26 protein-coding genes are annotated in these 26762 nt (G+C 72.0%); 12 read left to right on the plus strand and 14 right to left on the minus strand.

Features of this window, described 5'->3' with window-relative positions; translation table 11 throughout:
• Position 1 precedes the first annotated feature (1 nt).
• Complete coding sequence (locus tag AB0B66_RS17165; RefSeq protein ID WP_360529961.1) at positions 2-553, minus strand: VanZ family protein; 552 nt, start codon at positions 551-553, stop codon at positions 2-4.
• Between the two features lie 71 nt (positions 554-624).
• On the opposite strand from AB0B66_RS17165, the gene AB0B66_RS17170 reads away from it, so the two are divergent.
• The gene (locus tag AB0B66_RS17170; protein WP_360530209.1) at positions 625-2076 is read left to right on the plus strand and encodes a methyltransferase; all 1452 of its coding nucleotides are present in this window, start codon (positions 625-627) and stop codon (positions 2074-2076) included.
• 86 nt (positions 2077-2162) lie between these two features.
• Positions 2163-2585 carry a D-aminoacyl-tRNA deacylase gene (dtd, locus tag AB0B66_RS17175; RefSeq protein ID WP_360529964.1) on the plus strand — a complete coding sequence of 141 codons (423 nt, stop codon included), beginning with the start codon at positions 2163-2165 and terminating at the stop codon, positions 2583-2585.
• A gap of 111 nt (positions 2586-2696) precedes the next feature.
• Here the strand turns inward: dtd and AB0B66_RS17180 are convergent, their stop codons facing one another.
• Positions 2697-3482 (minus strand): sporulation protein, encoded by a 786-nt coding sequence (locus AB0B66_RS17180; protein WP_360529967.1) that lies wholly within the window; start codon positions 3480-3482, stop codon positions 2697-2699.
• A gap of 113 nt (positions 3483-3595) precedes the next feature.
• Here AB0B66_RS17180 and sigB point away from each other — a divergent pair, with 113 nt between their 5' ends.
• The 3 genes from sigB to AB0B66_RS17195 all read left to right on the plus strand — a co-directional run bounded on the left by sigB (position 3596) and on the right by AB0B66_RS17195 (position 6603).
• Positions 3596-4576 (plus strand): RNA polymerase sigma factor SigB, encoded by a 981-nt coding sequence (gene sigB / locus AB0B66_RS17185; protein ID WP_360529970.1) that lies wholly within the window; start codon positions 3596-3598, stop codon positions 4574-4576.
• 133 nt (positions 4577-4709) lie between these two features.
• Positions 4710-5198 (plus strand): SigE family RNA polymerase sigma factor, encoded by a 489-nt coding sequence (locus AB0B66_RS17190; protein WP_360529973.1) that lies wholly within the window; start codon positions 4710-4712, stop codon positions 5196-5198.
• Between the two features lies 1 nt (position 5199).
• Entirely contained in the window at positions 5200-6603 is a 1404-nt protein-coding gene (locus tag AB0B66_RS17195; protein WP_360529976.1) for a hypothetical protein, read from the plus strand.
• A gap of 174 nt (positions 6604-6777) precedes the next feature.
• Here the strand turns inward: AB0B66_RS17195 and AB0B66_RS17200 are convergent, their stop codons facing one another.
• The 3 genes from AB0B66_RS17200 to AB0B66_RS17210 are packed head-to-tail and all read right to left on the minus strand — an operon-like array spanning position 6778 to position 11401.
• Positions 6778-9402, minus strand: coding sequence for a GNAT family N-acetyltransferase (locus tag AB0B66_RS17200; protein ID WP_360529979.1), 2625 nt, complete (start codon positions 9400-9402; stop codon positions 6778-6780).
• 3 nt (positions 9403-9405) lie between these two features.
• Complete coding sequence (locus AB0B66_RS17205; RefSeq protein ID WP_360529982.1) at positions 9406-10581, minus strand: acetoin utilization protein AcuC; 1176 nt, start codon at positions 10579-10581, stop codon at positions 9406-9408.
• A 16-nt stretch (positions 10582-10597) separates the two neighbouring features.
• Positions 10598-11401 (minus strand): sulfurtransferase, encoded by an 804-nt coding sequence (locus tag AB0B66_RS17210; protein WP_360530212.1) that lies wholly within the window; start codon positions 11399-11401, stop codon positions 10598-10600.
• Between the two features lie 110 nt (positions 11402-11511).
• On the opposite strand from AB0B66_RS17210, the gene AB0B66_RS17215 reads away from it, so the two are divergent.
• Both AB0B66_RS17215 and AB0B66_RS17220 read left to right on the plus strand, forming a co-directional pair.
• The gene (locus tag AB0B66_RS17215; protein WP_360529985.1) at positions 11512-11688 is read left to right on the plus strand and encodes a hypothetical protein; all 177 of its coding nucleotides are present in this window, start codon (positions 11512-11514) and stop codon (positions 11686-11688) included.
• A gap of 99 nt (positions 11689-11787) precedes the next feature.
• Complete coding sequence (locus AB0B66_RS17220; protein ID WP_203698909.1) at positions 11788-12474, plus strand: metal-dependent transcriptional regulator; 687 nt, start codon at positions 11788-11790, stop codon at positions 12472-12474.
• Between the two features lie 61 nt (positions 12475-12535).
• On the opposite strand, the gene AB0B66_RS17225 is transcribed toward AB0B66_RS17220, so the two are convergent.
• Positions 12536-13081: a hypothetical protein gene (locus AB0B66_RS17225; protein WP_360529988.1), complete on the minus strand. Its 546-nt coding sequence runs from the start codon at positions 13079-13081 to the stop codon at positions 12536-12538.
• A gap of 73 nt (positions 13082-13154) precedes the next feature.
• Here AB0B66_RS17225 and AB0B66_RS17230 point away from each other — a divergent pair, with 73 nt between their 5' ends.
• Positions 13155-13532 (plus strand): VOC family protein, encoded by a 378-nt coding sequence (locus AB0B66_RS17230; protein ID WP_360529990.1) that lies wholly within the window; start codon positions 13155-13157, stop codon positions 13530-13532.
• Positions 13533-13571: 39 nt separating this feature from the next.
• On the opposite strand, the gene AB0B66_RS17235 is transcribed toward AB0B66_RS17230, so the two are convergent.
• Positions 13572-14381 (minus strand): hypothetical protein, encoded by an 810-nt coding sequence (locus AB0B66_RS17235; protein WP_360529993.1) that lies wholly within the window; start codon positions 14379-14381, stop codon positions 13572-13574.
• 143 nt (positions 14382-14524) lie between these two features.
• Between AB0B66_RS17235 and AB0B66_RS17240 the strand changes: the two genes are divergently transcribed.
• The gene (locus AB0B66_RS17240; RefSeq protein WP_360529996.1) at positions 14525-15526 is read left to right on the plus strand and encodes an aldo/keto reductase; all 1002 of its coding nucleotides are present in this window, start codon (positions 14525-14527) and stop codon (positions 15524-15526) included.
• Positions 15527-15687: 161 nt separating this feature from the next.
• On the opposite strand, the gene AB0B66_RS17245 is transcribed toward AB0B66_RS17240, so the two are convergent.
• Positions 15688-16614 carry a DMT family transporter gene (locus AB0B66_RS17245; protein ID WP_360530000.1) on the minus strand — a complete coding sequence of 309 codons (927 nt, stop codon included), beginning with the start codon at positions 16612-16614 and terminating at the stop codon, positions 15688-15690.
• A gap of 193 nt (positions 16615-16807) precedes the next feature.
• On the opposite strand from AB0B66_RS17245, the gene AB0B66_RS17250 reads away from it, so the two are divergent.
• Positions 16808-17131 carry a tetratricopeptide repeat protein gene (locus AB0B66_RS17250; RefSeq protein ID WP_360530003.1) on the plus strand — a complete coding sequence of 108 codons (324 nt, stop codon included), beginning with the start codon at positions 16808-16810 and terminating at the stop codon, positions 17129-17131.
• 99 nt (positions 17132-17230) lie between these two features.
• On the opposite strand, the gene AB0B66_RS17255 is transcribed toward AB0B66_RS17250, so the two are convergent.
• Together AB0B66_RS17255 and AB0B66_RS17260 are read right to left on the minus strand one after the other, a co-directional pair.
• A complete protein-coding gene (locus AB0B66_RS17255) occupies positions 17231-17728 on the minus strand; it encodes a hypothetical protein (protein WP_360530006.1) in 498 nt (165 codons plus the stop codon).
• Positions 17725-18087 carry a hypothetical protein gene (locus AB0B66_RS17260; RefSeq protein ID WP_360530009.1) on the minus strand — a complete coding sequence of 121 codons (363 nt, stop codon included), beginning with the start codon at positions 18085-18087 and terminating at the stop codon, positions 17725-17727. The genes AB0B66_RS17255 and AB0B66_RS17260 overlap by 4 nt, the downstream gene beginning before the upstream one ends.
• A 56-nt stretch (positions 18088-18143) precedes the next feature.
• Here AB0B66_RS17260 and AB0B66_RS17265 point away from each other — a divergent pair, with 56 nt between their 5' ends.
• Positions 18144-18842, plus strand: a complete 699-nt coding sequence (locus tag AB0B66_RS17265) for an N-acyl homoserine lactonase family protein (protein ID WP_360530012.1) — start codon at positions 18144-18146, stop codon at positions 18840-18842.
• Positions 18843-19028: 186 nt separating this feature from the next.
• On the opposite strand, the gene AB0B66_RS17270 is transcribed toward AB0B66_RS17265, so the two are convergent.
• Together AB0B66_RS17270 and nrdR are read right to left on the minus strand one after the other, a co-directional pair.
• Entirely contained in the window at positions 19029-21845 is a 2817-nt protein-coding gene (locus tag AB0B66_RS17270) for a vitamin B12-dependent ribonucleotide reductase (protein WP_360530015.1), read from the minus strand.
• A 60-nt stretch (positions 21846-21905) separates the two neighbouring features.
• Positions 21906-22436, minus strand: a complete 531-nt coding sequence (nrdR, locus tag AB0B66_RS17275) for a transcriptional regulator NrdR (RefSeq protein ID WP_203698922.1) — start codon at positions 22434-22436, stop codon at positions 21906-21908.
• 400 nt (positions 22437-22836) lie between these two features.
• Here nrdR and lexA point away from each other — a divergent pair, with 400 nt between their 5' ends.
• The gene (gene lexA, locus AB0B66_RS17280) at positions 22837-23577 is read left to right on the plus strand and encodes a transcriptional repressor LexA (protein WP_360530018.1); all 741 of its coding nucleotides are present in this window, start codon (positions 22837-22839) and stop codon (positions 23575-23577) included.
• Positions 23578-23635: 58 nt separating this feature from the next.
• On the opposite strand, the gene AB0B66_RS17285 is transcribed toward lexA, so the two are convergent.
• Entirely contained in the window at positions 23636-25264 is a 1629-nt protein-coding gene (locus AB0B66_RS17285) for a hypothetical protein (RefSeq protein ID WP_360530021.1), read from the minus strand.
• Between the two features lie 51 nt (positions 25265-25315).
• Entirely contained in the window at positions 25316-26752 is a 1437-nt protein-coding gene (gene hflX, locus AB0B66_RS17290; RefSeq protein WP_360530024.1) for a GTPase HflX, read from the minus strand.
• Between the last annotated feature and the right edge of the window lie 10 nt (positions 26753-26762).

Raw genomic sequence — 26762 nt, forward strand, 5'->3', positions numbered from 1 at the left:
GTCAGGCCGGGACGGCCACCCGCGCGCGAGACCACCAGGGGCGGGTGACCAGGCCGCCGAGCAGGCAGCCGACGGCGTTGACCAGCACGTCGTCGACGCTGCACACCCGGTTGGCAACGAACAGCAGCTGGGTCACCTCGATCGCCAGCGAGCAGGCCGCCCCGAGCAGCAGCAGCCGCGCGGGCGAGGCGAGCGCCGCGAAACGCACCGGCGCGCCCGCCCCGAGCGCGAAGAACACGAGCAGGTTGCCGCCTATCTGCGCGACCACCCACGGCAGCGGCATGGTGAACTGCTGGCCCAGGTCGCTCAGCGGCACGAGGTACAGCATGGTCGTGTCCGGCGGCACCTGTTGCGGCGTCATCGTCATCCACACCCAGGGCAGCGTGCCGAGCACCATGGCGCCCTCGGCCAGCGACAGGCGCCACGCGTGGGCCCGCGGCACGCCCGCCCGCGACCGGCGCCGGACCAGGCCGGCGACGATGAGCAGGGTCAGGGGCACCAGCGCCGCCGTTGTGATCAAGACGGTGTGCCAGTGCGCCCATACCTGTGCCATGCGCAGCAGGTTAGTGCACACGTCCCTGCACCGTGCGCCGCGCGTTGGTGCACGATGTCAGGGTGCAGACGCTGCTGGAGACCGCTGACATCGATCATCTGCGAACCGCGCTGACCGGCGCCGGGTTCACCGCCTCGGGCATCGCCGACCGGCTGGGGCCGCAGGCGTCGGCCGACGCGGGCCGCAGCGACTTCCGGGCCGCGCTGCGGATCACCGGTTCGGGTGATCCGCTGGACACCCTGATCCGGCTGTTCATCTGCGGGCAGACCGAGCCGGAGGCCGCCGTCGCCGCCGCGCTGGCTCCGCTGCCGGTGGCCGCGGCCCGTGCGGCCGGGCTCGTCGTGCTCGCCGACGGCGGGCTCGCGGCGGGCGTCGACCTGGAGCCGTACGGCGACTGGTGGGTCCTGTCCGACCTGCCCGCCCAGCCGGGCCGCCAGCTGCCCGCCGACCACGTGCTCGGGGTGGGCGGCGCGTCCACGACGCTGGCCGGCGCGACGGTGCGCACACCCGTCGGCACCGCCCTCGACCTCGGCACCGGCTGCGGCGTGCAGGCGCTGCACCTGAGCACGCACGCGCGTTCGGTGACCGCCACCGACCTGTCGCCGCGCGCGCTGCGGTTCGCCGCGACGACGGCGGCGCTCAACGGCATGAGCTGGGAGCTGCTGCAGGGCGACATGCTCGCCCCGGTCGCCGACCGCCGGTTCGACCTGGTGGTCAGCAACCCGCCGTTCGTGGTCGGGCCCGGCCTGGCCACCCACGTGTACCGCGACTCCGGCCGGGCCGGCGACGGCGTCTGCGCCGAGCTCGCCGGGGCCGCGCCGACGCTGCTCAACGAGGGCGGCACGATGCAGTTCCTGGCCAACTGGGTGCACGTGAAGGGCGAGGACTGGGAGGACCGCGTCGCGAGCTGGTTCGCGGGCACCGGCATGGACCTGTGGGCGATCCAGCGCGAGGTCAGCGACCCGCTGGACTACGTACGCCTCTGGCTGGCCGACGCGAGCGAGAAGCACGACGCGTCGCGGGCAGCCGAGTGGCTGGACTGGTTCGCCGCGCACGGCGTCGAGGCGATCGGCTTCGGCCTGGTCACCGCCCGCCACAGCGGCAAGGCCGACCCGTCGATCGTCTGCGAGGACCTGCGCCAGCAGGTGCAACCCCCGCTCGGCGACCGCGTCACGGAGTGGTTCTCCCGCCGCGACTGGCTCGACGCCCGCGACCGCGACCAGCTCCTCGCTGCCCGCTACCGCCGCGTCGACGGCCTCCAGCTGCGCCAGGAGGCCACCATGGGCGAGGACGGCTGGATCGTCGACCGCCAGCTCCTGGCCATGCCCGAGGGCCTGCGCTGGGTCGAGGAGATCGACCCCCTCATCCTCGCCCTGGTCAGCGGCTCCAACGGCGACCTCCCCCTCCACGACCAGATAGCCCTCCTGGCCACCGCCCACGAAGCCCCCACCGAAGCCCTCGCCGACGCCCTCCTCCCCGTCCTGGACCACCTCGTCGAACGCGGCCTCCTCCTCCCCTCCTGAGGGGTTGATCATGAACCTATGGGCGTGTTCGACGGCGTGTCGCCACCCTGTAACCGTGATCGACTTCGACAGGGCAGGCTAGGGGGATGCGTGCGGTGGTGCAGACGGTCAGCCGGGCGAGCGTGACCGTCGCCGGCGAGGTCGTCGGGGAGATCAAGGACGGGCTGCTGGTGCTGCTGGGGGTCACGCACAGCGACACCCGGGCCACCGTGGAGACGATGGCCCGCAAGGTGTACGAGCTGCGCCTGCTCGACGGCGAGCGCAGCGCCTCGGACGTCGGCGCACCACTGCTGGTGGTCAGCCAGTTCACGCTCTACGGCGACGCCCGCAAAGGCCGCCGCCCCACCTGGCAGGCTGCCGCCCCCGCCGAGGTGGCCGAACCGATGGTCACCGCGTTCGTCGAGGCGCTCCGGGCCCGCGGCGCCACCGTCGAAACCGGGCGCTTCCGCACCCACATGCTGGTCGAGTCGGTGAACGTCGGCCCGAACACGGTGATCCTCGACCTCTAACAGCCACCGACACCACCGCCCGCCCCGGCACCGTTGGATGATCACGGTGCCAGGGTGGCGACACGCCGTCGAACACGCCCATAGGTTCATGATCAACGCGGAAGGGTGGGGTCAGAACAGGGGGCCCTTGCGGGCGGTGGATTGGGTCAGCCAGTCCTGGAGGAGGCCGCGCCAGTCGGTGTCGGCGATGGTGGCAGGGTCGACCGTGAATCGGCCGAAGATGTCGCGGTCGGCGAGCGGGCCGACCTTTCTGTCCAGTTCCATCACGACGTGCAGCTTGCGGTCGGTCGCGACGAAGGTGACCTCGAGGTTGCGCACCTGGGCGGCGTGCGCCGAGCCGGGCAGGAACTCGATCTCCTGGTAGAAGGGCAGCGTCTGCGGCAGCCCGCGCAGGCGGCCCTTCTCCATGTGCGCCTTCACGAACTGGAAGCCGAGCTTGCTCAGCGCGTCGAGGATGTGCTGCTGCGCCGGCATCGGCTCGATCTCGACCGGGTCCAGGTCGGTGCGGTCGACCGCACGGGCGACCTCCAACTCGGTACGCAGGCCGACGTTCATCCCGGCGATCGGCTGCCCGAAGGCGCGGGTCAGCGGCGTCTCCAGCGGCACGTCGCAGGTGATGTCGAATATCCGACGCTCCCGCGCGGCCAGTGTGAAGCCCTCCACCACCTTCTGCCGGCTGATCTCTCCCGTGGACTGGTCACCGAGCAGGCCGCCCTGCACACCGACGTCGGTGACCAGCACCAACGCGATGTACCCGATCGATACCTGGTGATCACCACCGGTGACCTCGACGGTGCCGGTGAGCTTGCCGCCGGGCTTGGCCCGCGACACCGTCAACTCCGTCCGCACGGACGGCCCGCCGACCCCGAACATGCGCATCAGGCGCTTCACGACCACACGTCCCTCCCCTGTCCGCCCCATCGTGGCAGATTCACGAAATCGTCTCACCGCCGTCTCACGCGCCATACACCAAGCTGTCCAGTACACAAGGCGACACGGGGAGGACAGCGATGAGCGACGAGAGCATGGAAGCAGTGGCCGTACTGGACAGCACGACTGCCGATCTGGACGAGACCGATGAGCGAGGCGTCTCGACCGACCTCGTCCGCGCGTACCTCAACCTCATCGGCCGCACCAAGCTGCTGACCGCCGAGCAGGAGGTCGTGCTGGCGCGCCGCATCGAGGCCGGCCTGATGGCCGAGTACGTGATGGAGCGCGACGGCATCGAGCACGACCGCGACCTGGAGACGGTGATCCGCGAGGGCCAGGCCGCCAAGAACCACCTGCTGGAGGCGAACCTGCGCCTGGTGGTCAGCATCGCCAAGCGCTACACCGGACGCGGCATGGCGTTCCTGGACCTGATCCAGGAGGGCAACCTCGGCCTCATCCGCGCCGTCGAGAAGTTCGACTACACCAAGGGCTACAAGTTCTCCACGTACGCCACCTGGTGGATCCGCCAGGCCATCACCCGCGCCATGGCCGACCAGGCCCGCACCATCCGCATCCCGGTGCACATGGTGGAGCAGGTCAACCGCATGGTCCGGGTGCGCCGCGACCTCGCCGCCGCGCTCGGCCGCGAGCCGTCCATCGCGCAGATCGCGGTCGCCCTGGAGATCCCGGAATACCAGGTCATCGAGCTGATCTCGTACGACCGTGAGCCGGTCAGCCTGGACCAGGCCGTCGGCGAGGACGGCGAGAGCGCGCTGGGCGACTTCGTCGCCGCGGTCGACCCGCGCGGTGACGCCGCCGACGCGCTCGCCCAGGGCCAGCTGCGCGACGAGGTCGAGATCGTGCTGTCCACCCTGTCGACGCGCGAGCAGGCCGTGATCCGGCTCCGCTTCGGCCTGGACGACGGCCGCCAGCGCACCCTGGACGAGGTCGGCAAGGAGTTCGGCCTGTCCCGCGAGCGCATCCGCCAGATCGAGAAGACCACGCTGCTGAAGCTGCGCAGCGGCGAGCGCGCCGAGCGCCTCTCGGTGTACGCCGCCTGACGCTTCTGAGCACGTCAGCACACAGCCCCGGCCGATCGGCCGGGGCTGTGCCGCGTTCGGGTCCCGCGACGGCTCAACCTTTTCGGACTGTCGGGTGTTCGTGCGAGTGGACACACGAGGGGAGACCGGCCCGATGCCCGACGACGACTTCGAGGCGTTCGTGGAGCAGCGCTACAGCGCGCTGTTACGCACGGCGTACCTGCTGTGCGGTTCCCGCGATCGGGCGGAGGACCTGCTGCAGAGCGCGCTCGCCGCGGCGCTGCCGAAGTGGCGGCGGATGGACCACCCCGAGGCGTACCTGCGCCGGGTCATGGTGAACCAGCTGGCCAACGTCTGGCGGCGGCCGATCCGGGAGATCGTGACCGCGGTGCTGCCGGACCGGCCGGGGCACGATCCGGCGATCGAGGACCGCGACGAGCTGTGGACCGCGCTGCGCCGGCTGCCGGTGCGCATGCGGGCGGTGCTGGTGCTGCGGTACTGGGAGGACCGGTCGGAGCAGGAGACCGCGCAGATCCTGGGGGTGAGCGTGGGCACGGTGAAGAGCCACGCCTCGCGCGGCCTGGACCGGTTGCGTGAGCTGGTGCCCGCCCCGTCGATGGCCACCGCGAACGGGGAGAACTGACATGATCGACGAACTGCGCGCCACCCTGGACCGGCACGCCGACGAGGTCAGGCCGCGGCCCGAGCCGTACGCCCGGGTGGTTCGGCTGCGCCGGCGACGCCGACAGCAGCGGGTGACCGTCCTGGCCGTCGTCTTCGTGCTGCTGGTGACCACGCCGACCATCTGGCTGCTGACCCCGCCGGGGGACGGACCGCACCAGCCCGCCGCGTCGGTGCCGGCCGCGCTGCTGCCCCTGCTGCGCTCGCCCACCCGCGGCAGCCTCGCCGGTGACGCGGCGTTCCTGGACGTGATGCGGCGGCGCACCGCGGCCGAGGTCGGCTCGGTGCGCGGCAACCCGGGCGACGGGCCGTACATGCCCACCGACCCGGATCGCATCAAGGTGCTGTTCGCCGGTGACATCGGCTCGCGGCGCTATGTGCTCACCGCGGGCATGGACGGGTGGCCGCTCAAGGCGGCGTTCCTCGGCGATTCGGGTGAGGGGCCGGAGGAGCTGTACCAGACCGGCTCCGGATCGCTGGAGGCCGCCGAGGAGACCAACTTCGGCACGGGCGACGGGGTGCACCCGGAGGAGAGCTTCCTGCTGCTCGGACCCGTCGGAGCGGTGTACGAGCAGGGACAGGCGTTGTGGTCGTCCACCGGCGTGACCCGGACCTGGCACCCGGTCGACGCCCCGGACGGGTACTACGCCGTCGTGGAGGTCACCCGGAGCCAGCGGCTGCGGGTGCGGCTCGGGGACACGGTGCTTCGCGAGGTCCAGACCTACCCGGCTGACACGGGCCCGGTGGTGGGACTCGACCCGAAGCCGTACGGCGGGCGGGGCACGCCCTTCCCCGACGTGGCCGAGCAGGTCGGCAGTTCGCTGCTCAGGCTGACCCAGCTCACGGGCACCGGTGCGACGCTGCGGGTGCTGTGGAGCTCGCAGGTGCCCGCGCCCGGCGCGGCCGACGGGACGGGGCGCGCGGTCACCGTCCAGGTGGTGACGGCTGACGGGGGTGGGCCGTACTTCACCGGGATCGCCGACGCGGACGGCAACTGGCGGGACCACCCGACCGGTTCCGGCTTCGCCGCCGGGCCGGAGCAGGCGCTGATCGTGATGCGCCTGCCCAGTTACGCGGCCGAGGACAACCAGCGGCTGCAGATCATCGCGCCGCCGTCGGCGGTCCGGGCGGAGCTGGTGCGGGACGGACGGGTCGACGAGGTCCCCCTGACCAAGGGGGCGGGGTCGTGGACCGAGGCGGGCAAGGTTACGGCGACCGTGCGGGCGTACGACGCCGCAGGCAACCTGCTGGCGACGGCCGAGTTCACCGACCTGCTGCCCCCGCAGTGCGACCGCCTCAATCCGCCGACCTGCCAGGCGTCGGCCGCCGCACCGTCCGCACCGGACACGGCGGGACCAACGCCGTGAGTGGTGCGGGCCGGAGCCGCACGGGGAGCGCCGGCCCGCACCGCCGTGCACGGGCCGGAGCAGCGGCCCCGACGCGCACAGCACGGCCGAGCCGCAGCCCGGCCTGCTCAGCCTGCATCGGAGGTTAAGAAGGGCACCTTCTTCTACGCGGAGCGTGAAGAAGGTGCCCTTCCTTCACCTCAGTTGGCGGGGGCCGGTGTCGGGGCGGGGGGTGGAGGTGGCGAGTTCGCCCAGGGCGTGCAGGACGGAGACGCCGGTGGGGTGCACCAGGATCGGGTTGAAGACGAGGTGGCGCAGGCGGGCCGTGTCGGCGGCGAGCTGCCCGATGCGGACCAGGAGCGCGGCCAGGGCGTCGGCGTCGGCGGCGGCGAGCAGCGGGGCGGCCTTCGGGGCGCGGACCAGGGCCGCGGCGTCGGTGTCGGTGAGCGGCGCGGCGCGCCAGGCGCGGTCGCCGACGAGTTCGGTGACCGGGCCGGCCAGGCCGAAGCCGACGACCGGCCCGAACGCCGGGTCGTCGACGACCTCGACCACGCAGGCGATCCCCGGCGCGACCATCGGCTGCACCAGCACCTCGACTCCCGCGCCGAACAGCTGCTCCAGGTCGGTGTAGGCGCGGCGGACCTCGTCCGGGCCGCCCAAATTGAGGCGTACCGCGCCGAGGTCGATGCGGTTGGGCCGGTCGGCGACCTTCAGCGCCACCGCGGCTCCGTAACCGGCCGCCGCGGCGGCGACCTGCTCGGCGCCTGCCGCGCGGGTGCTCGGCACGACGGGGATGCCGTACGAGTCCAGCAGGGTGTCCAGTTCGGGCGCGGCCGGGTCGGCCCCGGGCGGCGCGGGCGGCAGCGTGCCCGCGGGCGCGCGCAGCCAGGCGGCGCGGCGGGTCACCTGCGCGAGCGCCCGCACCGCCTCCTCGATCGAGCGGTAGGACGGCACCTGCGCCGGTCCGCGCCCGGCGAGGAAGCTCGCCAGCACCGGCTTGTCCGCGTCGCGCACGGCGTCGGCCAGCGCGTCGGCGTACGGGCCCAGCAGCGCCGTCTCCGCGCTCTGATCGGCGGCGAGCGGGCCGGTCGGCAGCGGCGGCGCGACGACCACGACCACGGCGTCGGTGTCGTCGCTGTGCAGGGCGGCGTGCACCGCGGCGGCGAACTCGTCCGGCTTGGCGGCCGGACCGACCGCCCCCGAGCGGCCGACGCGCAGCCCGACGGCCCGGATCTCGGCCGAGGCCAGCGCCGACAGCGCGAACGCGTTGCTGACCACGCCGATCCGGTCCCCGGTCGGCAGCGGTTGGGCCGCCAGCAGTGTCGCCACGTCGAACAGCTCGCCGACGGTGCCGACCTCGATCACGCCGGAGTGCGCCCGCAGTGCCTGCATCGCGGCCTCGTCCAGGGTGGACCCGCCGTGGCCGGTGTGCCCGGCGAGCATCACGATCGGCTTGTGCCGCCCGGTGGTGCGGGCGATCCGGGCGAACTTGCGCGGGTTGCCGAACGACTCCAGGTACATCGCGACGACGTCGGTGTGCGGGTCCTCGGCCCAGAACTGCAGCAGGTCGTTGCCGGACACGTCGGCGCGGCGGCCCGCGCTGACGAATCCGCTCACGCCCAGCCCGCGCCGCTCGGCCTCGGCCAGCAGCAGCAGGCCCAGCGTGCCGGAGTGGCAGAACAGGCTCACCCGGCCGGGGCCCGGCAGCCGGGGCACCAGCGTGGCGTTGAGGCTCACCGCGTGGTCGGCGATGCCGAGGCTGCCCGGCCCGATCACCCGCATGCCCGCGACCCGCGCGGCCCGCACCAGGTCACGGCGCTGCGCCGGGTCCAGCTCGGTGAGCACGAGCAGCCCGTGCACCCCGGCCGCGGCGGCGTCGGCCAGCACGTCGGGCAGCGCGGCGGGCGGCGTCGCCACGACAGCCAGATCGATGCCGGGACCGCTTGGCGTATCTCCGCCACGTCCCAGGCCGGATCCCGGCTCCCCAGGGCGGGACGAGCCGCTGATCGCCGTAGGCTGCCGCGGATCGGGCCCACCCGTCGCGGCCGCCCCCCGTGAGCCGTCGCCGGCGGCGGGCGGCGCGGGCGGAGACTGCGGGCTCAGCTCCGCGAGCGAGCGCAGCGGCCCGTCTGGGTGCACGTGGTGCACCGGGCCGGCGAATCCGCTCGCGCGCAGGTGGGCCAGCACCGCCGCGCCGACGCCGTGCCCCGACGCGCTCGCGCCGTAGACGGCCACGGCGCGCGGGCGCAGCAGGCGGGCCACCGAGCGGGCCTCGGTGCGCTGCTCGCGGTCGGCCTGCACGGCACGGGAGCGTTCGGTGGGCGCGACCGGGAACGTCAGCGTGACAACGCCGTCGGCGTAGCGCCGGGTCACCTCATACCCGGCGTCGGTGAACACGCGCAGCATGGCCCCGTTCTCGGGGAGCACCTCGGCGACGAACCGGGTGATGCCCGCCTCGGCCGCCGCGGCGGCCAGATGCTCCAGCAGCACCGAGCCGACGCCCCGGCCCTGGTAGGCGTCCTCGACCACGAACGCGACCTCGGCGTCGACGGCCTGCTCGCCGAGCCGCTCGTAACGGCCCACCGCGACCAGCCGCTCGCCCGCGGCGACCACGAACGCCTCCCGGTCGACGTGGTCGACGTTGACGAACCGGTGCAGGTCCCGGGCCGGAATCCGGGGGTACGGCGAGAAGTAGCGCAGGTAGCGGGTGCGCTCGGAGAAGCGCGAGTGCATCGCGACCACCGCGTCGCCGTCCTCCGGCGTGATCTGCCGCAGGTGGACCGTGGTGCCGTCGGACAGCAGCACATCCGCGCCGGTCACGGCTCAGTCCCGGGGGTCGTGCGGGTCGAGCCCGTGCAGCGGGAAGACCGCCTTGCGCGCCGCCATGATCGCTCGGTCGAGCTGGTCGCCCTCGGCCTCGGGCTGCCACGGGGTGAACGTGGTGTCGCCGCCGTCGGTGAGCGTGCTCGGCACCGCCCGCCCCGGCACCCGGCGCGCGGCGAACTCCCGCCACGACTCCGGCAGCGCGGTGGCCGGGTCCAGCGGCTCGCCGGTGACCATCGCCAGCAGGTGCGTCCAGGCCCGTGGCACCACCTCGACCAGGGCGTATCCGCCGCCGCCGGTGGCCACCAGCCGTCCCTCGCACACCTCGTCGGCGAGCGCGCGCACGGCCAGCTGCGCCGCCCGCTGCCCGTCGACGGTCAGCCGCAGGTTCGCCAGCGGGTCGAGCCGGTGCGTGTCCGCGCCCGCCTGCAGCACGATCAGCTGCGGCCGGAAGGCGCGCACCACCGACGGCACCACAGCGTGGAACGCGCGCAGCCAGCCCCGGTCGCCGGTGCCCGGCGGGAGCGGGACGTTGACCGCGGTGCCCTCGGCCTGCGGGCCGCCGGTCTCCTCGACGTAGCCGGTGCCGGGGAACAGGGTCAGCGGACCCTCGTGCAGGCTGACCGTGAGCACGCGTGGGTCGTCGTAGAAGATCTCCTGCACGCCGTCGCCGTGGTGCACGTCGACGTCGATGTACGCGATCCGCTCCGCGCCCTGGGCGAGCAGGTCGGCGATGGCGACGGCGGGGTCGTCGTACACGCAGAACCCGGCCGCGCGGGCGGGCATCGCGTGGTGCAGGCCGCCCGCCACGTTGACCGCGCGCCGGGCCCGGCCCGACCACACGGCCCGCGCCGCGGCCAGGGTCGCGCCGCAGACCAGCGCCGACGACTCGTGCATGTGCTCGAAGACGGGGTTGTCCGGGGTGTTGAGGCCGTACCCGCGGAAGAACGGGTCGTCCGGGGCGGCCCGGACCGCGTCCAGATAGTCCCGGCGGTGCACACGCAGCAGCTCGGCCTCGGTGGCCGGCTCCGGTGCGACCAGTTCCACCCCGGGCCGGTCGAGCACACCCAGCTCCCGGGCGAGCGCCATGGTCAGCTCGACGCGCACCGGGTTCAGCGGATGGTCGCCCAGGTTGTAGCCCAGCAGCGCGTCACTCCACACCACGGTCGCCGTCATGACCTGCCCTCGCCCCTCATCCGCGGCCGATCGGCCGGGACGGGTCGGTGATCCAGTGGCTCCAGGAGCCGACGTACAGCGCGGCGTCGGTGCGGCCCGCAGCGTGCAGGGCGAGCACGGTGTGCGCGGCGGTCACCCCGGAGCCGCAGTACGCCCCGACCGGCGTGTCGCCCAGGTCGGCGAACACCTCGGGCAGGTCGGCGCGCAGCGTGCCGTCGGCGTTGACCAGCTCGCCGTAGGGCAGGTTGCGGGCACCCGGCACGTGCCCGGCGACCGCGTCGATCGGCTCGGTCTCGCCCCGGAAGCGCGGCGCGACCCGCGCGTCCAGCAGCACCCCGTCGGCGGCGAGCGCCGCGGCAGCGGCCGCATCGAGCACCGGCATGCCACCGGGCGCCACGGTCACGTCGCCCCGGACGACGTCGGCCGGCTTGTCGGTCACTTCGCCGCCCGCGGCGGACCAGGCGGCGAAGCCGCCGTCGAGCACCCGTACGTCGGCGTGCCCGGCCCAGCGCAGCGTCCACCAGGCTCGCGCCGCGGCCATGCCGTCACCGGCGTCGTAGACCACGACGGGCCGGCCCTCGCGTACGCCCGCGGCGCGCAGCGCGCCCTCCAGCGCCTCGGGGTGCGGCAGCGGGTGGCGGCCACCCGGTCCGGGCGGCCCGCACAGGTCGCGGTCGAGGTCGACGAAGACGGCTCCGGGCAGGTGGCCGGCGTCGTAGTCGTCGCGGCCGGGCGGGCCGGACAGCCGCCACCGCACATCCAGCACGGTCGTGGGCTGCCCCGAGCGGAGCCGGTCGGCCAGCTCCACCGCAGTGATCAGTGGTGTACGCACATGAGCCAGTCAACACCATGGCCGCGCTGTGTCGTAGCGCACTGTCCCACCCGGCTGCGAGACTTCGCGCCGTGTGGTCCCGGCCGGTTCCGTCGGAGATGGACGAGGCGCTCGCGACAACGAGGGCGGTCGGTGCGACACTGCTGAAACCCGCCCAGAAGGTGGAGTGGGGCGGCTATTCGGGCTACTTCGTCGATCCGGACGCACCTGCCGGAGAGGTGGCATACGACCCGTTCCGGCCGCTCGACGAGGCAGGCCTGCGCGAACCGCCATGAGCGGAGCGGCCGCAGGTTGATCAACCGATAGACGCCGACGGGTGTCGCTGCGGTGACACGCAATAGAATCGCAGCCAGCGACTTGGAGAGGACCCGTTCATGTCCGACCTCATTGACACCACCGAGATGTACCTGCGCACGATCCTCGAGCTCGAGGAGGAGGGCGTGCCGCCGCTGCGCGCCCGCATCGCCGAGCGCCTGCACCAGAGCGGCCCGACGGTCAGCCAGACCGTGGCCCGCATGGAGCGCGACGGGCTGCTGACCGTCGTGGAGACCGACCGCCACCTGCAGCTGTCCGAGGCCGGGCGGGCGCACGCGGTCGCCGTCATGCGCAAGCACCGCCTCGCCGAGCTGCTCCTGGTCAACGTGATCGGCATGCCCTACGAGGAGGCCCACGAGGAGGCCTGCCGCTGGGAGCACGTGATGAGCGACGCCGTGGAGAAGCGGGTCTACGACCTGCTCAACCGGCCGACCCGCTCGCCGTACGGTAACCCCATCCCGGGCCTGGACGCCCTGGACATCAAGCCCCGCGACACCGAGGGCGGCGACACCCCCGAGCGCAACCTGGCCTTCCCCGGGCTCACCGGCCAGGTCGTGGTGCGCCGGATCTGCGAGAGCGTGCAGACCGACTCCGAGGTGCTGCGCCAGCTGCACGCCGCCGGCGTCGACCCGGGCGCGACGGTCACCGTCGCCCAGGAGCGCGACGGCGTCTCCATCGACCACGGCGGCGAGCCCGTCCGCCTGCCTCGCGAAGTCGCCTCCCGCGTCTTCGTCACCAGCCGCTGACAGCGAAACAGGCTCCACCTGCCGTTCGAGACGGCCGGTGGAGCCTGTTTTCGTATACGTCTCAGACGCCCGCGCGGTCGATGTCCTTCGCGAGTTCGACGACGGCGGGCAGCAGGGCCGCGGCGTCGCCGCCCTCGGGCAGGGTCACCTTGAGCACCAGCAGCCGGGCGTTGCCCGCCAGCCAGCCCACCTCCGCGTACGGGCCGCGGCCCTTGGCGGCGGGTTTGAGCTGCGAGTAGGCGACCTTGCCGAGCGCCGACACGGCCTTCGCGCCGTCGGGCAGCATCGCGTCCTTGAACACGGCGACGTCGGCCTTGGTCGGACTCACCGAAAGGCTTAACTCCGGCAGCGCCGCCTCGGTCGGCCGGGCCACGCACGTGTTGGTCTTCTGGTGGTTGGCCGCGCCGGCTATCGCCATCCGCACGCCGAGCCGCTGCTCGATGCGGGCGGAGTCCAGCAGCAGGCATGCGCCGGTCGGCGTCGGCGGGCTGGGCGACACCACCCGGGGCGCCTGCTCCGCGGGCGGCTCGTGCGCCGACGCTCCGGCGCCGGAGCAGCCCGCCAGCAGCGTTCCGCTCGCCATCAGCGCCATCACCGTCGTCCGCACCGGACCAAACTAGCCGCTGCCGGGGTACGCCGAAAGTCCGCTCACGTTCGGGTGGCGTGCCTAGCCTGATGCCATGACGGGAAAAGTGGTGCATTTCGAGCTGCCGGCCGACGACATCGAGCGGGCCCGCGCGTTCTACACCGACGCCTTCGGCTGGCAGCTCGACGCCATGCCGGAGTTCGACTACATCTGGGTGCGCACCGTGGCCACGGACGACCGGGGCAACCCGGCCGAGCCGGGCGCCATCAACGGCGGCATGACCCGGCGCGAGGCTCCGGTGACCGGCCCGGTCATCACGATCGAGGTCGAGGACGTCGACACCGCGCTCGCCAAGATCGTCTCGTGCGGCGGCCGGGTGCTCCAGGAACGACAGGCCGTGGGCACGATGGGCTTCACCGCGTACGTCGCCGACACCGAGGGCAACACCGTCGGGCTCTGGCAGAACGCGTGACGGGGACGGGACCGGCCCGCCCCCGTCGGCGCGAACCGGTCAGCCCACCTGCTCGATCTGGCCACGGACCTGGATGAACTCGGCCTTGACCTCGTTCACCGTCTTGAAGTACCAGACCACCATGCCCAGGCTGCCCTTGTCGGCCCAGGCGCAGACCACCAGCGGCACCGCCTCGGTCTTGGCGCTGCCGCACTTCGCCTCGCCGCCCAGCGGGCCCGCGTCGACCGGGATGATGCCGGTGGCGACCACGCCCGACGTGCCCATGCCGGCGAACGCGGCGTCGACCTCCTGGCCCGGGTCGGTGATGCGCGCCGAAGCCGCGAAGATCATCACCAGGTCCCGCTTGGCCTGGTCGCCGTAGAAGGCCGCCACCGCGCCCGTCGCCGACGGCAGCGTGGCCTCGAAGCTGCTCTTCATGGTGTCGGTCACCGTTTCGAGCTGCGGATCGGTCGACTTCGGCCGTCCCGCGAGCGTCGCGGGCGCGACCACGGTGATCTCCTTTGCCGCGGCCTGCGCGCTGGCCGAGGCGATCACGCCGTCGATCTCCTGCTCGATCTGGTCGGCGGTGTCCTTCACCAGGTACCAGACGCCGACGCCGCCGCCGCAGCAGAGCAGGAGCACGCCGAGCGTGATCCCGATCCACAGACCCGCCCGCGACTTCTTCGGAGTCGGCGGCACGGGGTAACCGGGCTGCGCGGGGTATCCCGGCTGCGCCGGGTAGCCGGGCTGAGCCTGATATCCCGGCTGCTGGGGGTAGCCGGGCTGGGCGGGGTAGCCGGGCTGGGCCGGGTAACCGGGCTGCTGGGGGTAGCCGGGCTGCTGGTCCGGGGACGGGGGCGGATACGACATGGGGGCTCCTGGCACTCGGGGGTCAGCGCATCGTATCGGCGCACCCCGTCATCCCGGACCTTCCGTGTCCGGGTCCGGACTGCGTAGCGCCCGGTCCCCGGCTGTCCGGGCGTGTCCGCCCGCTCCGGGGAGAAGATGGGGGCATGACCGCCAAGCGACGCATCGGCAACGACGGACCCGAGGTCAGCGCCATCGGCCTCGGCTGCATGGGCATGAGCTTCGCCTACGGGCAACGTGACGACGAGGGGTCGGCCGCGACGCTGCGGCGCGCCCTGGACATCGGGGTGACCCACTTCGACACCGCCGACATGTACGGCTACGGCCACAACGAGGAACTGATCGGGCGCACCATCGGCGACCGGCGCGACGAGTACGTGCTGGCCACCAAGTTCGCCAACCGCGGCGAGCTGGACGCGCAGGGCGACCTGGTCCGGCGCTGGGTCGACTCGTCGCCCCAGTGGGCCCGCGAGGCGCTGGAGGACTCGCTGCGCCGCCTGCGCACCGACCGCATCGACCTGTACTACATGCACCGGCGCAGCCCCGACGTGCCGATCGAGGACACCGTCGCGGCCATGGCCGACTTCGTCAAGCAGGGCAAGGTGCGCTTCATCGGCCTGTCCGAGGTCAGCCCCGCGACGCTGCGGGCCGCCCACGCCGTGTTTCCGATCACCGCGGTGCAGATGGAGTACTCCCTGTTCACCCGGTTCGTCGAGGACGAGATACTGGCGACCTGCCGCGAACTCGGGGTGGGCCTGGTGGCGTACTCCCCCGTCGGCCGCGGCTGGCTCACGGGCAAGATCACGTCCCCGGCCGACCTGGCCGCCGACGACTTCCGGCGCACCGTGCCTCGGTTCGCCGAGGAGAACTTCGCCCAGAACATGGCCCTGGTGCAGGCGGTCCGCGAGGTCGCCGACGAACTCGGCGCGACCCCGGCCCAGGCCGCCCTGGCCTGGCTGCTCGCCCAGGGCGACGACGTGCTCCCCATCCCCGGCACCAAACGCGTGCCGTACCTGGAGGAGAACATGGCCGCCGCCGACCTGGTCCTCACGCCGGACCAGCTCCACCGCCTCACCGCGGCCGTCCCACCCGGCGCGGTGGCCGGCGAACGATACGCCCCCGCCGGCATGTCCACCGTCAACCAGTGAGCGCGAAGGAAGGGCACCTTCACATCGCTCCGCGATGTAGCAGGTGCCCTTCCTAACCTCTGTCGGGTGGGCTGCGGGGGCATGATCGCCGTTTCAGGTCAGTATCTGCGCTCTGACCCAACGTTCTGTCCCGAAATAACGATCACCAGATGGCCCGGCCGTCAGCCGGTGCGGGCCAGCCCGGCGACCGCCGCCAGCATCAGCACCGCCCCGGAGGCCGCCGCCAGGGTGATCCGCTCGCCCAGCAGCCCGACCGCGATCAGCACGCCCGCCACCGGCTCGACCAGGGTCACCACCGCGGTCACCGTCGCCGGCACGGCGGCCACCCCGGCGAAGAACAGCCGGTACGCCAGCGCCGTCGGCACCGCCCCCAGGTACAGCAGCCAGCCCACCGTCCCGGCGAGCCCACCCACCGACAGGTCGGCCGGACCGTCCGCCACCGGCAGCAGCCCCTCGACCAGCGCGATCGGCAGCAGGCAACCCGCCGCCACCGCGAACGAGCCGACCGTGGCCCCGGACAGGTCACCCCCGACCCGCCGCGAGTAGATCGTCACCACGGCGTACCCGGCCGCCGAGAGCAGGCCGAACGCTACCCCCAGCACCGGTGCGGACCCGGCCTGCCCACCGCCTCCCACCAGCAGCACCAGCCCCGCCAGCCCCAGCGCCACCGCGGCGACCCGGCCCGCGGTGAGCGCCTCGCCGAGCGTCCAGCGCGCCGCGAGCGCGATCACCACGGGGCAGGCCCCTAGGGTGACCACGGTGCCGACGGCCAGCCCGGCGTACGCGATGGACCCGTAGTAGGCCGTCTGGTACACCGCCAGCCCGGCCCCGAGCACCAGCGCGTCCCGCCGGCGCGCGCCGAACCGCTCGCCGAGGGCCAGGTGCAGCCCGGCCAGCACGGCGATGCCGAGCACCAGCCGCCAGAAGGACACCGCGACCGGCCCGAGGCCGCTGGTGCGGTAGAGGACCGCGGCGACCGCGCCGCCGGTGCCCCAGGCGGTCGCCGCGACCGCCACGTAGAACATGCCGCGCCCGTACGACGCGGTCCGGCCCGCGCGCGACGGCGCGAACCCTGTGCTGGACTCCATCTCTTCCTGTCTCCACTGCTCGATGGCCGACGATTCCGCGTACGCGGACGGGCCACCGGACGTGCGGCGAATGCCGTCACGTCAGTGGTGCGACGCCGTCCGCCTCAGGCGACCGGCGGGGAGATGATCGAGTGAGCCATGGGCGCGATGCTATCCGGGGAATGCGCGGCCCATCCAGGGAGTTGTCCGATGCGTGGGAATCCTGGAGGAGTACGAGCGGGGAAGGCTGTTCTTCGACTACGGCGACTACATCACGGCTGCCCAGATCCTGGGACCGGTGGTGGACGAAGCCCCGGACGACGTGGCGCCCCGGCTGCTGCTGGCGCGCGCCTACTACCACTCGGCCCAGCTGCACAAGGCCGAGGACCAGCTGCGCCGGGTGCTCGACCACGACCCCGCGGAGCACTACGCCCACCTCATGCTGGGCCGCTGCCTGCAGCGGCAGAGCCGCCACGACGAGGCCCGGCCGCACCTGCGCATCGCCGACGCGATGGGCATCGGCGGCACGGCCGCCTGAGGCCGCTCGACCGTAGGCGCCGGGGCCGGACCTCGTTGCCCTGTCCGGCCCCGGACCCGCGTTGATCGCGCCGGAGTCCGGGGCGCGCCACGGGCAGGGTCACTCGTGGTCGTAGAACTCGACCGTGATGCCGCTGCGCCGGACGGTCACCGTGGCGTGGTCGCCGAACGCCTCCAGCAGCACATCGTCGAACTCGCCGCCCCAGACGGCGTCGGCGAGCGCCCGCACCCGCTCGTAACGCTGCTCGTCGTCGCCCTCGTACGGCAGTTCGGTCCGCGGGTAGGAACCCCGATCGGAAAGGCAGCGGCCGCCCAGCGTCGGGTGCCTGTCGGCATACTCGCCGACCTCCAGCACGCGCCAGTCGTCGTCCGGGCCGTCCTCGGTCGTCCGCGCCCAGAACGACACCGCGCTGAACACGCACGCTTCGCCGTCGTTGAAGTACGGCGTGTACTGCTGCCAGCCGAACTCCACGATCGCGTCGTCGTCGAGCACCGCGGTCAGGATCGGTCTCAGCTCCGACAGCGGGCGCTGCGGCACCCGGTCACCGGCCGTGATCTCCCCTTCGACCGGGATGCCCAGGAAGCTGGTGTGGCTCATGCGTGGTCCTCTCCCAACAGTGTCGACAACGGCACCTCTTTGCGCTGCGCACCCGACATCCACGGCTTGATCGCCATGCCCGCGATGTAGTCGGCGGGCGAGGGCAGCCAGCCCAGGTCCTCCAGGATGTGCCGCTCGGCGATCAGCCGCACCGGGATGCGCTTGCGCCCCACCTGCAGCGTGTCGCCGAAGATGCGCTGGCACAGGTAGACGCCCGCGGTGTGGTGGTACATCGAGCGGTGCCGGACGTCGCCGATGATCTGCTTCGAGGAGTCGATGAACTCCTCGATGGCCAGGTAGTCCTCCGGCTCGCCACCCCACTTGCGGGCCGCGGACAACGCATGGTGCCACGAATTCATGGCGCGAAGGTTAGGCAGCTCCCCCGACAATTCATGATCGGTGCCAGGATGGCGTGATGGCGGGCGACAACGCGATACGCAGACTGGATCTCGGCTACTTCATCCGGCCCGCCGAGGAGGCCGGCGGTCCACATCCGAGGGTCGAGGCGGTCCTGGCGTACCTGGTGGACGGCGCGGACGGGCTGATCCTGTTCGACACCGGCCTGGGCCGCGGCGACGGCGAGACCGAGGCCCACTACCGGCCGGTGCTCCGCCCGCTGCCGCAGGCGCTGGCAGACCATGGCGTACGCCTCGACGACATCGCCGTGGTCGTCAACTGCCACCTGCACTTCGACCACTGCGGTGGCAATCCGCTGCTGCCCGGCCGCCCCGTGTTCACCCAGCGCACCGAACTGGCGACCGCGCGGGCCGGGAACTACACCTTCGACCACCTGGTCGACTTCCCCGGCGTCGACTACCGAGAACTCGACGGGGAGGCCGAGATCAGCCCGGCGGTGTGGATCGTCCCGACGCCCGGCCACACGGCCGGACATCAGAGCCTGGTGGTACGCGACCGCAACGGCGTCACCACCGTGCTGGCCGGGCAGGCGTACGACCTGGCCACCGACTTCAGCTGCGCCCAGCTCGCCCGCCGCGCCACCGCCGACGGGGCAGCCGCCCCGCTCCCGCCATACCACCCCTGGTTGGACCGCCTCGCCACCCTCGACCCGCAGCGCGTCCTCTTCGCCCACGACGCCGCGGTCTGGCAGGCGTGACTAGGAGCCCTCGGCCCAGTAGCGGGTCAACCGGGCCACGGCCCAAGTACGTCAAGTACTGAACGTACTTAGATCGGCCCCACTCGCTGTCTCCCGAGGCCTGACACCGCCTGCGCCGAGACAGAAGACGAGACAGAAGAGGAGCCGGGCGGCATTGCCACCCGGCTCCTCTTCGTCGCGACGGTGTCAGCTGCAGCCGCTGGTCGAGCCGCAGCCCTCGCAGACGTAGCAGCTGCCCGCGGGGCGCATCTTGGTGCCGCAGGTGTAGCACAGCGGCGCGTCCGACACGCGGCCCGTGATGGACTCCAGCACCTCGGTCGAGGAGCCGATCCGGGTCGGCGCGGCGACCGGGGTCACCGCGGTCTGCGCCGGGGCGGCCGACGCCGCCGGCGGCACGTACTCCACGCCCTCCTCCTCGGCCCGCAGCCGCGCGGCGCGCTCGGAGGCGGTGAACACGCCCAGCTCGGCCCGCTGCTCGTAGGGCAGGAAGTCGAGCGCCAGACGGCGGAAGATGTAGTCCATCACCGAGTTCGACAGGCGGATGTCCGGGTCGTCGGTCATGCCGGCGGGCTCGAACTTCATGTTCATGAACTTCTCGACGTACGTCTGCAGCGGCACGCCGTACTGCAGCGCGACGGAGACGGCGATCGAGAACGCGTCCATGACACCGGCCAGGGTCGAGCCCTGCTTGCCCAGCTTGAGGAAGACCTCACCGAGGCCGTCGTCGGGATACGACGACGCGGTCAGGTAGCCCTCGGCCTCGCCGACGGTGAAGGAGACCGTCTGCGACGGGCGCTTCTTCGGCAGGCGCTTGCGCACCGGCCGGTACTCGATGACCTTCTCGACCACGGGGGCCGAGACGGGGGCCACCGCCTGCGCGGGCTCCTTGTCCTTCTTGGAGACCGACAGCGGCTGGCCGACCTTGCAGTTGTCCCGGTAGATGGCCAGGGCCTTGAGGCCGAGACGCCACCCGTCGAAGTACATCTGCTCGACCTCTTCGACCGTCGCCGACTCCGGCATGTTGACGGTCTTGCTGATCGCGCCGGAGATGAACGGCTGCACCGCGGCCATCATCAGCACGTGGCCCATCGGCGCGATCGAACGCTCGCCCATCGCGCAGTCGAAGACCGCGTAGTGCTCCGGCTTGAGGCCGGGGGCGTCGACGACGTGGCCGTGCTCGGCGATGTACTCGGTGATCGCCTCGACCTGCTCCTCCTGGTAGCCCAGGTTGCGCAGGGCGCGCGGCACGGTCTGGTTGACGATCTGCATCGAGCCGCCGCCGACCAGCTTCTTGAACTTGACCAGCGCCAGGTCCGGCTCCACACCGGTGGTGTCGCAGTCCATCATGAAGCCGATGGTGCCGGTGGGGGCGAGCACGCTGGCCTGGGAGTTGCGCCAGCCCTGCTTCTCACCGAGGGCGTTGCCGGCCTTCCACTGCTTCTGCGCCTCCTTGGCCACCAGGGTCGCGACCGCGCCCACGGGCTTGATCGCGTCCGCGGCGGCGGCGTGCTTGCGCATGACCCGCTGGTGCGGGGTGGCGTTGCGGGCGTAGCCGTCGTACGCGCCGACGACGCCGGCGAGCTCGGCCGAGCGCCGGTACGCGACACCGGTCATCAGCGCAGTGATCGCGGCGGACAGCTGGCGGCCGCCCTCGGAGTCGTACGGCAGGCCGGAAGCCATGAGCAGCGCGCCCAGGTTGGCGTAGCCGATGCCGAGCTGCCGGTAGGCCCGGGTGTTCTCGGTGATCTTCTGGGTCGGGAAGTCCGCGAAGCAGATGGAGATGTCCATCGCGGTGATCACGAACTCGACCGACTTCGTGAACCGCGCGACGTCGAACGAGCCGTCCGCGCCGAGGAACTTGAGCAGGTTCAGCGAGGCCAGGTTGCAGGACGTGTCGTCCAGGTGCAGGTATTCCGAGCACGGGTTGCTGGCCGTGATCCGGCCGGTCTCCGAGCAGGTGTGCCAGTCGTTGATGGTGTCGTCGTACTGGATGCCGGGGTCGGCGCAGGCCCAGGCGGCCTCGGCCATCTTGCGGAACAGGCCCTTGGCGTCGACGGTGTCGATGACCCGCCCGTCGAGGCGGCCCAGCAGGTCGAAGCCCTTGCCCTCCTCGACCGCGGTCATGAACTCGTCGGACACGCGCACCGAGTTGTTGGCGTTCTGGTACTGCACGCTGACGATGTCGCGGCCGCCCAGGTCCATGTCGAAGCCCGCGTCGCGCAGCGCGCGGATCTTGTCCTCCTCGCGCGCCTTGGTCGCGATGAACTCCTCGATGTCCGGGTGGTCCACGTCGAGGATGACCATCTTGGCCGCGCGGCGGGTCGCGCCGCCGGACTTGATGGTGCCGGCCGAGGCGTCGGCGCCGCGCATGAAGCTGACCGGGCCGGACGCGGTGCCGCCCGAGGAGAGCAGCTCCTTGCTGGCGCGGATGCGGGAGAGGTTGACCCCGGAACCGGAGCCGCCCTTGAAGATCAGGCCCTCTTCCTTGTACCAGTCCATGATGGAGTCGACCGAGTCGTCCACGGACAGGATGAAGCAGGCGCTGACCTGCTGCGGGCTGGCGGTGCCCACGTTGAACCAGACCGGCGAGTTGAAGCTGAACACCTGGTGCACCAGCATCCAGACCAGCTCGTGCTCGAACAGCTCCGCGTCGGCGGGGGTGGCGAAGTAGCCGTGCTGCTCACCGGCGGCCCGGTAGGTCTTGGCGACCCGGTCCACCAGCTGCTTGAGGCTCCACTCCCGCTCGGGGGTGTCGACCGCGCCGCGGAAGTACTTCGTCGTCACGATGTTCGTCGCGTTGACGCTCCAGAAGTCGGGGAACTCGACCCCCCGCTGCTCGAAGTTGATCGAGCCGTCGCGCCAGTTCGTCATCACGACGTCCCGGCGTTCCCAGGTGATCTCGTCGTACGGGTGCACGCCCTCGGTCGTCCACACCCGCTCGATCTTCAGACCTCCGGCGTTCGCCCGCGTGCGCTTCGCGCTCGCCGTGGCGTTCTCCCCCATCGTCAGCCCCCTCAGGTTCTCTTTTAACAACAAACAACTGCACGTTCTGATTGCCGAGCGTCAGCCCGCGACCTGACCCGCGGGCAGCCCGCTGTCGGCCTCGTCGGAGGCTGGTTCGGCTGCCTCTTGCCCAGCCGCCCGGGTTTTGACCGCGGCCCGCAGGGCCTCGATCTCCCGGATGAAGTCCTCGGCGGACTGGAAGTCCTGGTACACGCTGGCGAAGCGCAGATAGGCGACCTCGTCCAGGTCACGCAGCGGCCCGAGGATGGCCAGGCCGACCTCGCCGCTGGGCACCTCCGCGGCCCCCCGGGCGCGAACGGCTTCCTCCACCCGCTGCGCGAGCAGCGCGATGGCGTCCTCGTCGACCGGCCGGCCCTGGCAGGCCTTGCGCACGCCGCCCATGATCTTCGAGCGGCTGAACGGCTCGGTCACCCCGCTGCGCTTGACCACGGCCAGCACCGACTCCTCGACCGTGGTGAACCGCTTGCCACATTCGGGGCAGTGCCGGCGGCGGCGGATGAGCTGGCCGTCGTCGGCCTCCCGGGAGTCCACCACGCGGGAGTCCGGGTGCCTGCAGTACGGGCATCGCATCGCTGTCACCTCCCACGTCGTCGTCACTCCTGGGTGGCGTCCGGCCCGCATTCCGGGCACGCCACCGCAGACGTCCGCGTCGTCGCGGGCGCCCGGGGGTGGGTGCGGATGCGGGGGTACGGCCGTACCGCCAGATGGGGCTCTTACCCCAATCTATGGGCGGTCGGCTCGGTGCCACCACAAGATGTTGGGGTTGAACCTATGCCCCAACCGACGCGTAGGCAAGTTGAAACGCGCTTGCGAGTGGCGTGTCGCGGACAACAACACGTACCGTCACCCACTCGTGAAACATGCGTGACACCATCGACAGAGTCGTACAGATGTTTGAAACTGACATCATGTCGCATTAGTGTGTCCGGTGAGAGTCGCCGCCACTGTCACTATCCACCGGAGGTCCGACATGTCCCCCACTGAGCGAGCGTCCCGGCCCGGCCGGCCGCCCGCGGCGCCCGCGGGCGCGGGGCCTGTGCGCGCGGTCTCCGCGACCAGTGCCTCCCCCGCCGACCTGCAGGCCGCCGACCTGAGCAGCCGCCAGAAGCGCATCCTCGCGGTCATCCGCGAGTGGGTGGAGCAGCACGGTTACCCGCCGACCGTGCGCGAGATCGGCGAGGCCGTCGGCCTGGTCTCCCCGTCCTCGGTCGCCTACCAGCTCAAGGAGCTGGAGCGGAAGGGCTTCCTGCGCCGCGACCCGTCGCGCCCGCGCGCGGTGGACGTGCGCACCCCGGCCGACCCCGAGGAGGAGGCCGCCGCCCTGCTGGCCCGGCCCACCCCGGTGTACGTACCACTGCTGGGCCGCATCGCCGCCGGCGGGCCGATCCTGGCCGAGGAGTCCATCGAGGAGGTGCTGCCGCTGCCGCGCGAACTGGTCGGCCAGGGCACGCTCTTCTCGCTCCAGGTCAAGGGCGACTCGATGATCGAGGCCGCGATCTGCGACGGCGACTGGGTCGTGGTGCGCCAGCAGCCCAACGCCGAGAACGGCGACATCGTCGCCGCGATGATCGACGGCGAGGCCACGGTCAAGGTCTACCGGCTGCGCGAGGGACACGTGCAGCTGATGCCGCGCAACCCGGCCTACGACCCGATCCCGGGCGACGCCGCGGTGATCCTCGGCAAGGTCGTCTTCGTGATGCGGCGCGTCTGAGCCTGACGACGGAAGCGGCCCGCCCCACTGCTGGGGACGGGCCGCTTCTGTTCACGCGTCAGCGGTACTGCTCGTAGCCCTGCTGGTTCGGGTAGCCGCCGTCGGGCTGGTAGTACGCGGGCTCGGTCTGGTGGACACCGTCGTGCACCTGGCCGCCGCCGTACTGCTGGCCCTGGTACTGCTGGTGCCCGCCGTACTGCTGGCCGCCGTACTGCTGGCCGTAGCCCGGCTGGCCCTGATTGCCGTAGCCCTGGTTGCCGTAGCCGGGGTCGTAGCCCTGCTGGCTGCCGCCGTGCTGCTGGCCGTAGCCCTGGTCGTAACCGCCGGGCTGGCCGTACTGCTGGCCGCCGTACTGCTGGCCGTAACCCTGGTCGTAGCCGCCGCCCTGCTCGGCGTAGTAGCCGGACTGGTAGCCGCCCCCGCCGACGCCGACCGGCGCGAGCATGGTGGTGGCCGAGTTGTCCGCCGGCTCGAAGTCGTCGTCGACCTCGCCGCCCTTGCGGCCCTTGCGCTTACGGCCCTTGATCACGCCGACCACGCCGAGCACGACCAGCAGCACACCGAACACGCCGACCCCGGACAGCGCCAGGTACAGCTGGCCGATGTCGTCGAAGAGGTTCAGGTACCAGGCTTTGCCCGCCTTCTCCGGGCCCTTCTCCGGGGCGGCCTCGACGAACTCCTCCACCGACGGCGTGTACTTCAGCAGCGTGGGCCTCTGCGCGGCCGCGGTCGCGGTCTTGGTCTGCTCGGTCTCGGAGACGGTGAGGAACTTGCTGCCGTCGGCCGAGTAGGTGATGGCCTCACCAAACGGCTCCTCCGGCAGGTGCGTGACCCGCGGCTTCTCCTTGGTCAGCACGCCCGCGATGTCGTTGCCCTTGATATCCCACTCGAACGCGTCGGCGTACGTGCGCAGCACGACCTTGGTGCCGTCGGCGTTCTTGGCCGCGCCGGTGACCTGGCGGCGGCCCAGGCCGCCCATCGGGTTCGCGGTCTCCGTACGAGGCAGCGTGAGCGAGCCCAGCTCCTTCATCGGCGTGGGGTTGCCGCCGGCGACCAGGGGACCGGTCGGCGCGAAGAGGTAGGTCTTGCCCTCGGCGGCGGTGAAGTCCCAGTCCTTGGTGACGATGATCGGCTTGCCCTCGGCGTCGATGATCAGCGCCTCCGCGTCGAACTTCTTCGCCGGGTACGACATCCGGTACGGGCCGGTCATCTTGCCGTTCGCGAACTTCCACAGCGCGATGCGCGGGCGGTCGTGGGAGACGGTGAAGTCGTTCTCGTTGATCTTCGCATCGCCGGTGTCGGCGATCCAGATCTCGCCGTTCGGGCCGACCGCGACGTCCTCGGGGTCGAGCGCGCCATCGCCCGTGTACTTGTACGACGCCGTGACCTTGCAGGCCGAGTTGAGCTTGAACAGCTTCATGTTCGACTTGACGTCGTTGCTGTCGTTGATCGCGTAATACGTGTTGCCCACCGCGACCAGGCCGGACAACTCGGTCAGTCCCGGTGTGTTCGCCGACGGGCCCGTGACGGTGCAGACCTTCTCGCCCGGCACGGCCTTCTCTTCAGCCGCCTTACCGCTCGGAGCCGGGCTGGGCTCGGCCCCCGCGGGGGCGCTGAGCAGCCCGACTCCGAGCGCGACCGCGAAAGTGGCCGCACCTGCCTTCACCAGGATTCCCGTTAACCGCATCCGGACAGTTTGCCACGACTGGACACGGTCCTGCGTAACGCGATTAATACGTCACGATGCGTCGGTTACCCAGTCACTATCAGTAATTGCGTATACGCCCAGCTCAGCGGCCAGTTCCCGATCGACACGGGCCCGGAGCTGGGTTCCGGCGGCGGTGTGTCCCGACGCCAGCACCTCACCCCTGCGGTGGACCTTCGCCACCAGATCGCCCCGGTCGTACGGCACGCACGCGACGATCTCCACCGCCGGCACCGGCAGCTTCGACTCGATGATGTCGCGCAGCTCCTCGATGCCCTGCCCGGACCGGGCCGACACGAACACCGCGTCGGGCCACTCCCGCTTGAGCCGCAGCAGCGTCTCCTGCGGGGCGGCGTCGGCCTTGTTGACCACCAGCAGCTCGGGCAGCCGGTCCGCGCCGACCTCGGCCAGCACCTCGCGCACCGCCCGCACCTGCTCCTCGGGGTCCGGGTGGGCCCCGTCGACCACGTGCACCACCAGGTCGGCGTCGGCGACCTCCTCCAGCGTGGAGCGGAACGCCTCGACCAGCTGGTGCGGCAGGTGCCGCACGAAACCGACCGTGTCCGACAGGGTGTACACCCGGCCGTCGCGCGCCTCGGTGCGGCGGGTCGCCGTGTCCAGGGTCGCGAACAGCGCGTCCTCGACCAGCACCCCGGCTCCGGTGAGCCGGTTGAGCAGGCTGGACTTGCCCGCGTTGGTGTATCCGGCGATGGCCACCGACGGCACCGTGTTGCGGCGCCGGCCGGCCCGCTTGGTGTCGCGGATGACGCTCATCGCGGTGATCTCCCGCTTGAGCTTGGCGATCCGGGTGCGGATGCGCCTGCGGTCGGTCTCCAGCTTCGTCTCACCGGGACCGCGCAGACCCACACCGCCGCCCGCGCCGCCGCCGCGACCGGAACCACCCGTCTGCCGCGACAGGGCCTCGCCCCAGCCTCGCAGGCGCGGCACCAGGTACTGCAGCTGCGCCAGCTCGACCTGGGCCTTGCCCTCCTTGCTCTTGGCGTGCTGGGCGAAGATGTCCAGGATCAGCGCGGTCCGGTCGACCACCTTGACCTTGATCTTCTGCTCCAGGTTGCGCAGCTGGCTCGGGGACAGCTCGCCGTCGCAGATCACGGTGTCCGCGCCGGTCGACTCCACCGCCGCCCGCAGCTCGTCGACCTTGCCACGGCCGATGAACGTCGCGGCGTCAGGCTGGCTGCGCCGCTGGATCAGGCCTTCGAGCACCTGCGAGCCGGCGGTCTCCGCGAGCGCGGCGAGCTCCGCGAGGGAGTTCTCCGCGTCCACGACGGTGCCGGAGGTCCAGACGCCCACCAGCACCACCCGCTCCAGCCGCAGCTGCCGGTATTCGACCTCGGTGACGTCGGCGAGCTCGGTGGAGAGCCCCGCCACCCGGCGCAGCGAATGCCGCTCCGAGAGTTCAAGGTCACCGGTGGTCTCTTCGGCCACCAGGATGTCGGGGAAAGTAGGCAAATCTGCTCCT

Origin of the sequence: Catellatospora sp. NPDC049111, from assembly GCF_040648615.1 — a bacterium.
In the GTDB taxonomy this organism is placed as follows: Bacteria; Actinomycetota; Actinomycetes; order Mycobacteriales; family Micromonosporaceae; genus Catellatospora; species Catellatospora aurea.

Bases quoted from the DNA above. Each gene is read 5' to 3' on its own strand.
- AB0B66_RS17165 (WP_360529961.1), bottom strand. From the start codon at position 553: ATGGCACAGGTATGGGCGCACTGGCACACCGTCTTGATCACAACGGCG.
- dtd (WP_360529964.1), top strand. From the start codon at position 2,163: ATGCGTGCGGTGGTGCAGACGGTCAGCCGGGCGAGCGTGACCGTCGCC.
- sigB (WP_360529970.1), top strand. From the start codon at position 3,596: ATGAGCGACGAGAGCATGGAAGCAGTGGCCGTACTGGACAGCACGACT.
- AB0B66_RS17190 (WP_360529973.1), top strand. From the start codon at position 4,710: ATGCCCGACGACGACTTCGAGGCGTTCGTGGAGCAGCGCTACAGCGCG.
- AB0B66_RS17195 (WP_360529976.1), top strand. From the start codon at position 5,200: ATGATCGACGAACTGCGCGCCACCCTGGACCGGCACGCCGACGAGGTC.
- AB0B66_RS17205 (WP_360529982.1), bottom strand. From the start codon at position 10,581: ATGACGGCGACCGTGGTGTGGAGTGACGCGCTGCTGGGCTACAACCTG.
- AB0B66_RS17215 (WP_360529985.1), top strand. From the start codon at position 11,512: ATGGACGAGGCGCTCGCGACAACGAGGGCGGTCGGTGCGACACTGCTG.
- AB0B66_RS17220 (WP_203698909.1), top strand. From the start codon at position 11,788: ATGTCCGACCTCATTGACACCACCGAGATGTACCTGCGCACGATCCTC.
- AB0B66_RS17230 (WP_360529990.1), top strand. From the start codon at position 13,155: ATGACGGGAAAAGTGGTGCATTTCGAGCTGCCGGCCGACGACATCGAG.
- AB0B66_RS17235 (WP_360529993.1), bottom strand. From the start codon at position 14,381: ATGTCGTATCCGCCCCCGTCCCCGGACCAGCAGCCCGGCTACCCCCAG.
- AB0B66_RS17240 (WP_360529996.1), top strand. From the start codon at position 14,525: ATGACCGCCAAGCGACGCATCGGCAACGACGGACCCGAGGTCAGCGCC.
- AB0B66_RS17245 (WP_360530000.1), bottom strand. From the start codon at position 16,614: ATGGAGTCCAGCACAGGGTTCGCGCCGTCGCGCGCGGGCCGGACCGCG.
- AB0B66_RS17255 (WP_360530006.1), bottom strand. From the start codon at position 17,728: ATGAGCCACACCAGCTTCCTGGGCATCCCGGTCGAAGGGGAGATCACG.
- AB0B66_RS17260 (WP_360530009.1), bottom strand. From the start codon at position 18,087: ATGAATTCGTGGCACCATGCGTTGTCCGCGGCCCGCAAGTGGGGTGGC.
- AB0B66_RS17265 (WP_360530012.1), top strand. From the start codon at position 18,144: ATGGCGGGCGACAACGCGATACGCAGACTGGATCTCGGCTACTTCATC.
- AB0B66_RS17270 (WP_360530015.1), bottom strand. From the start codon at position 21,845: ATGGGGGAGAACGCCACGGCGAGCGCGAAGCGCACGCGGGCGAACGCC.
- nrdR (WP_203698922.1), bottom strand. From the start codon at position 22,436: ATGCGATGCCCGTACTGCAGGCACCCGGACTCCCGCGTGGTGGACTCC.
- lexA (WP_360530018.1), top strand. From the start codon at position 22,837: ATGTCCCCCACTGAGCGAGCGTCCCGGCCCGGCCGGCCGCCCGCGGCG.
- AB0B66_RS17285 (WP_360530021.1), bottom strand. From the start codon at position 25,264: ATGCGGTTAACGGGAATCCTGGTGAAGGCAGGTGCGGCCACTTTCGCG.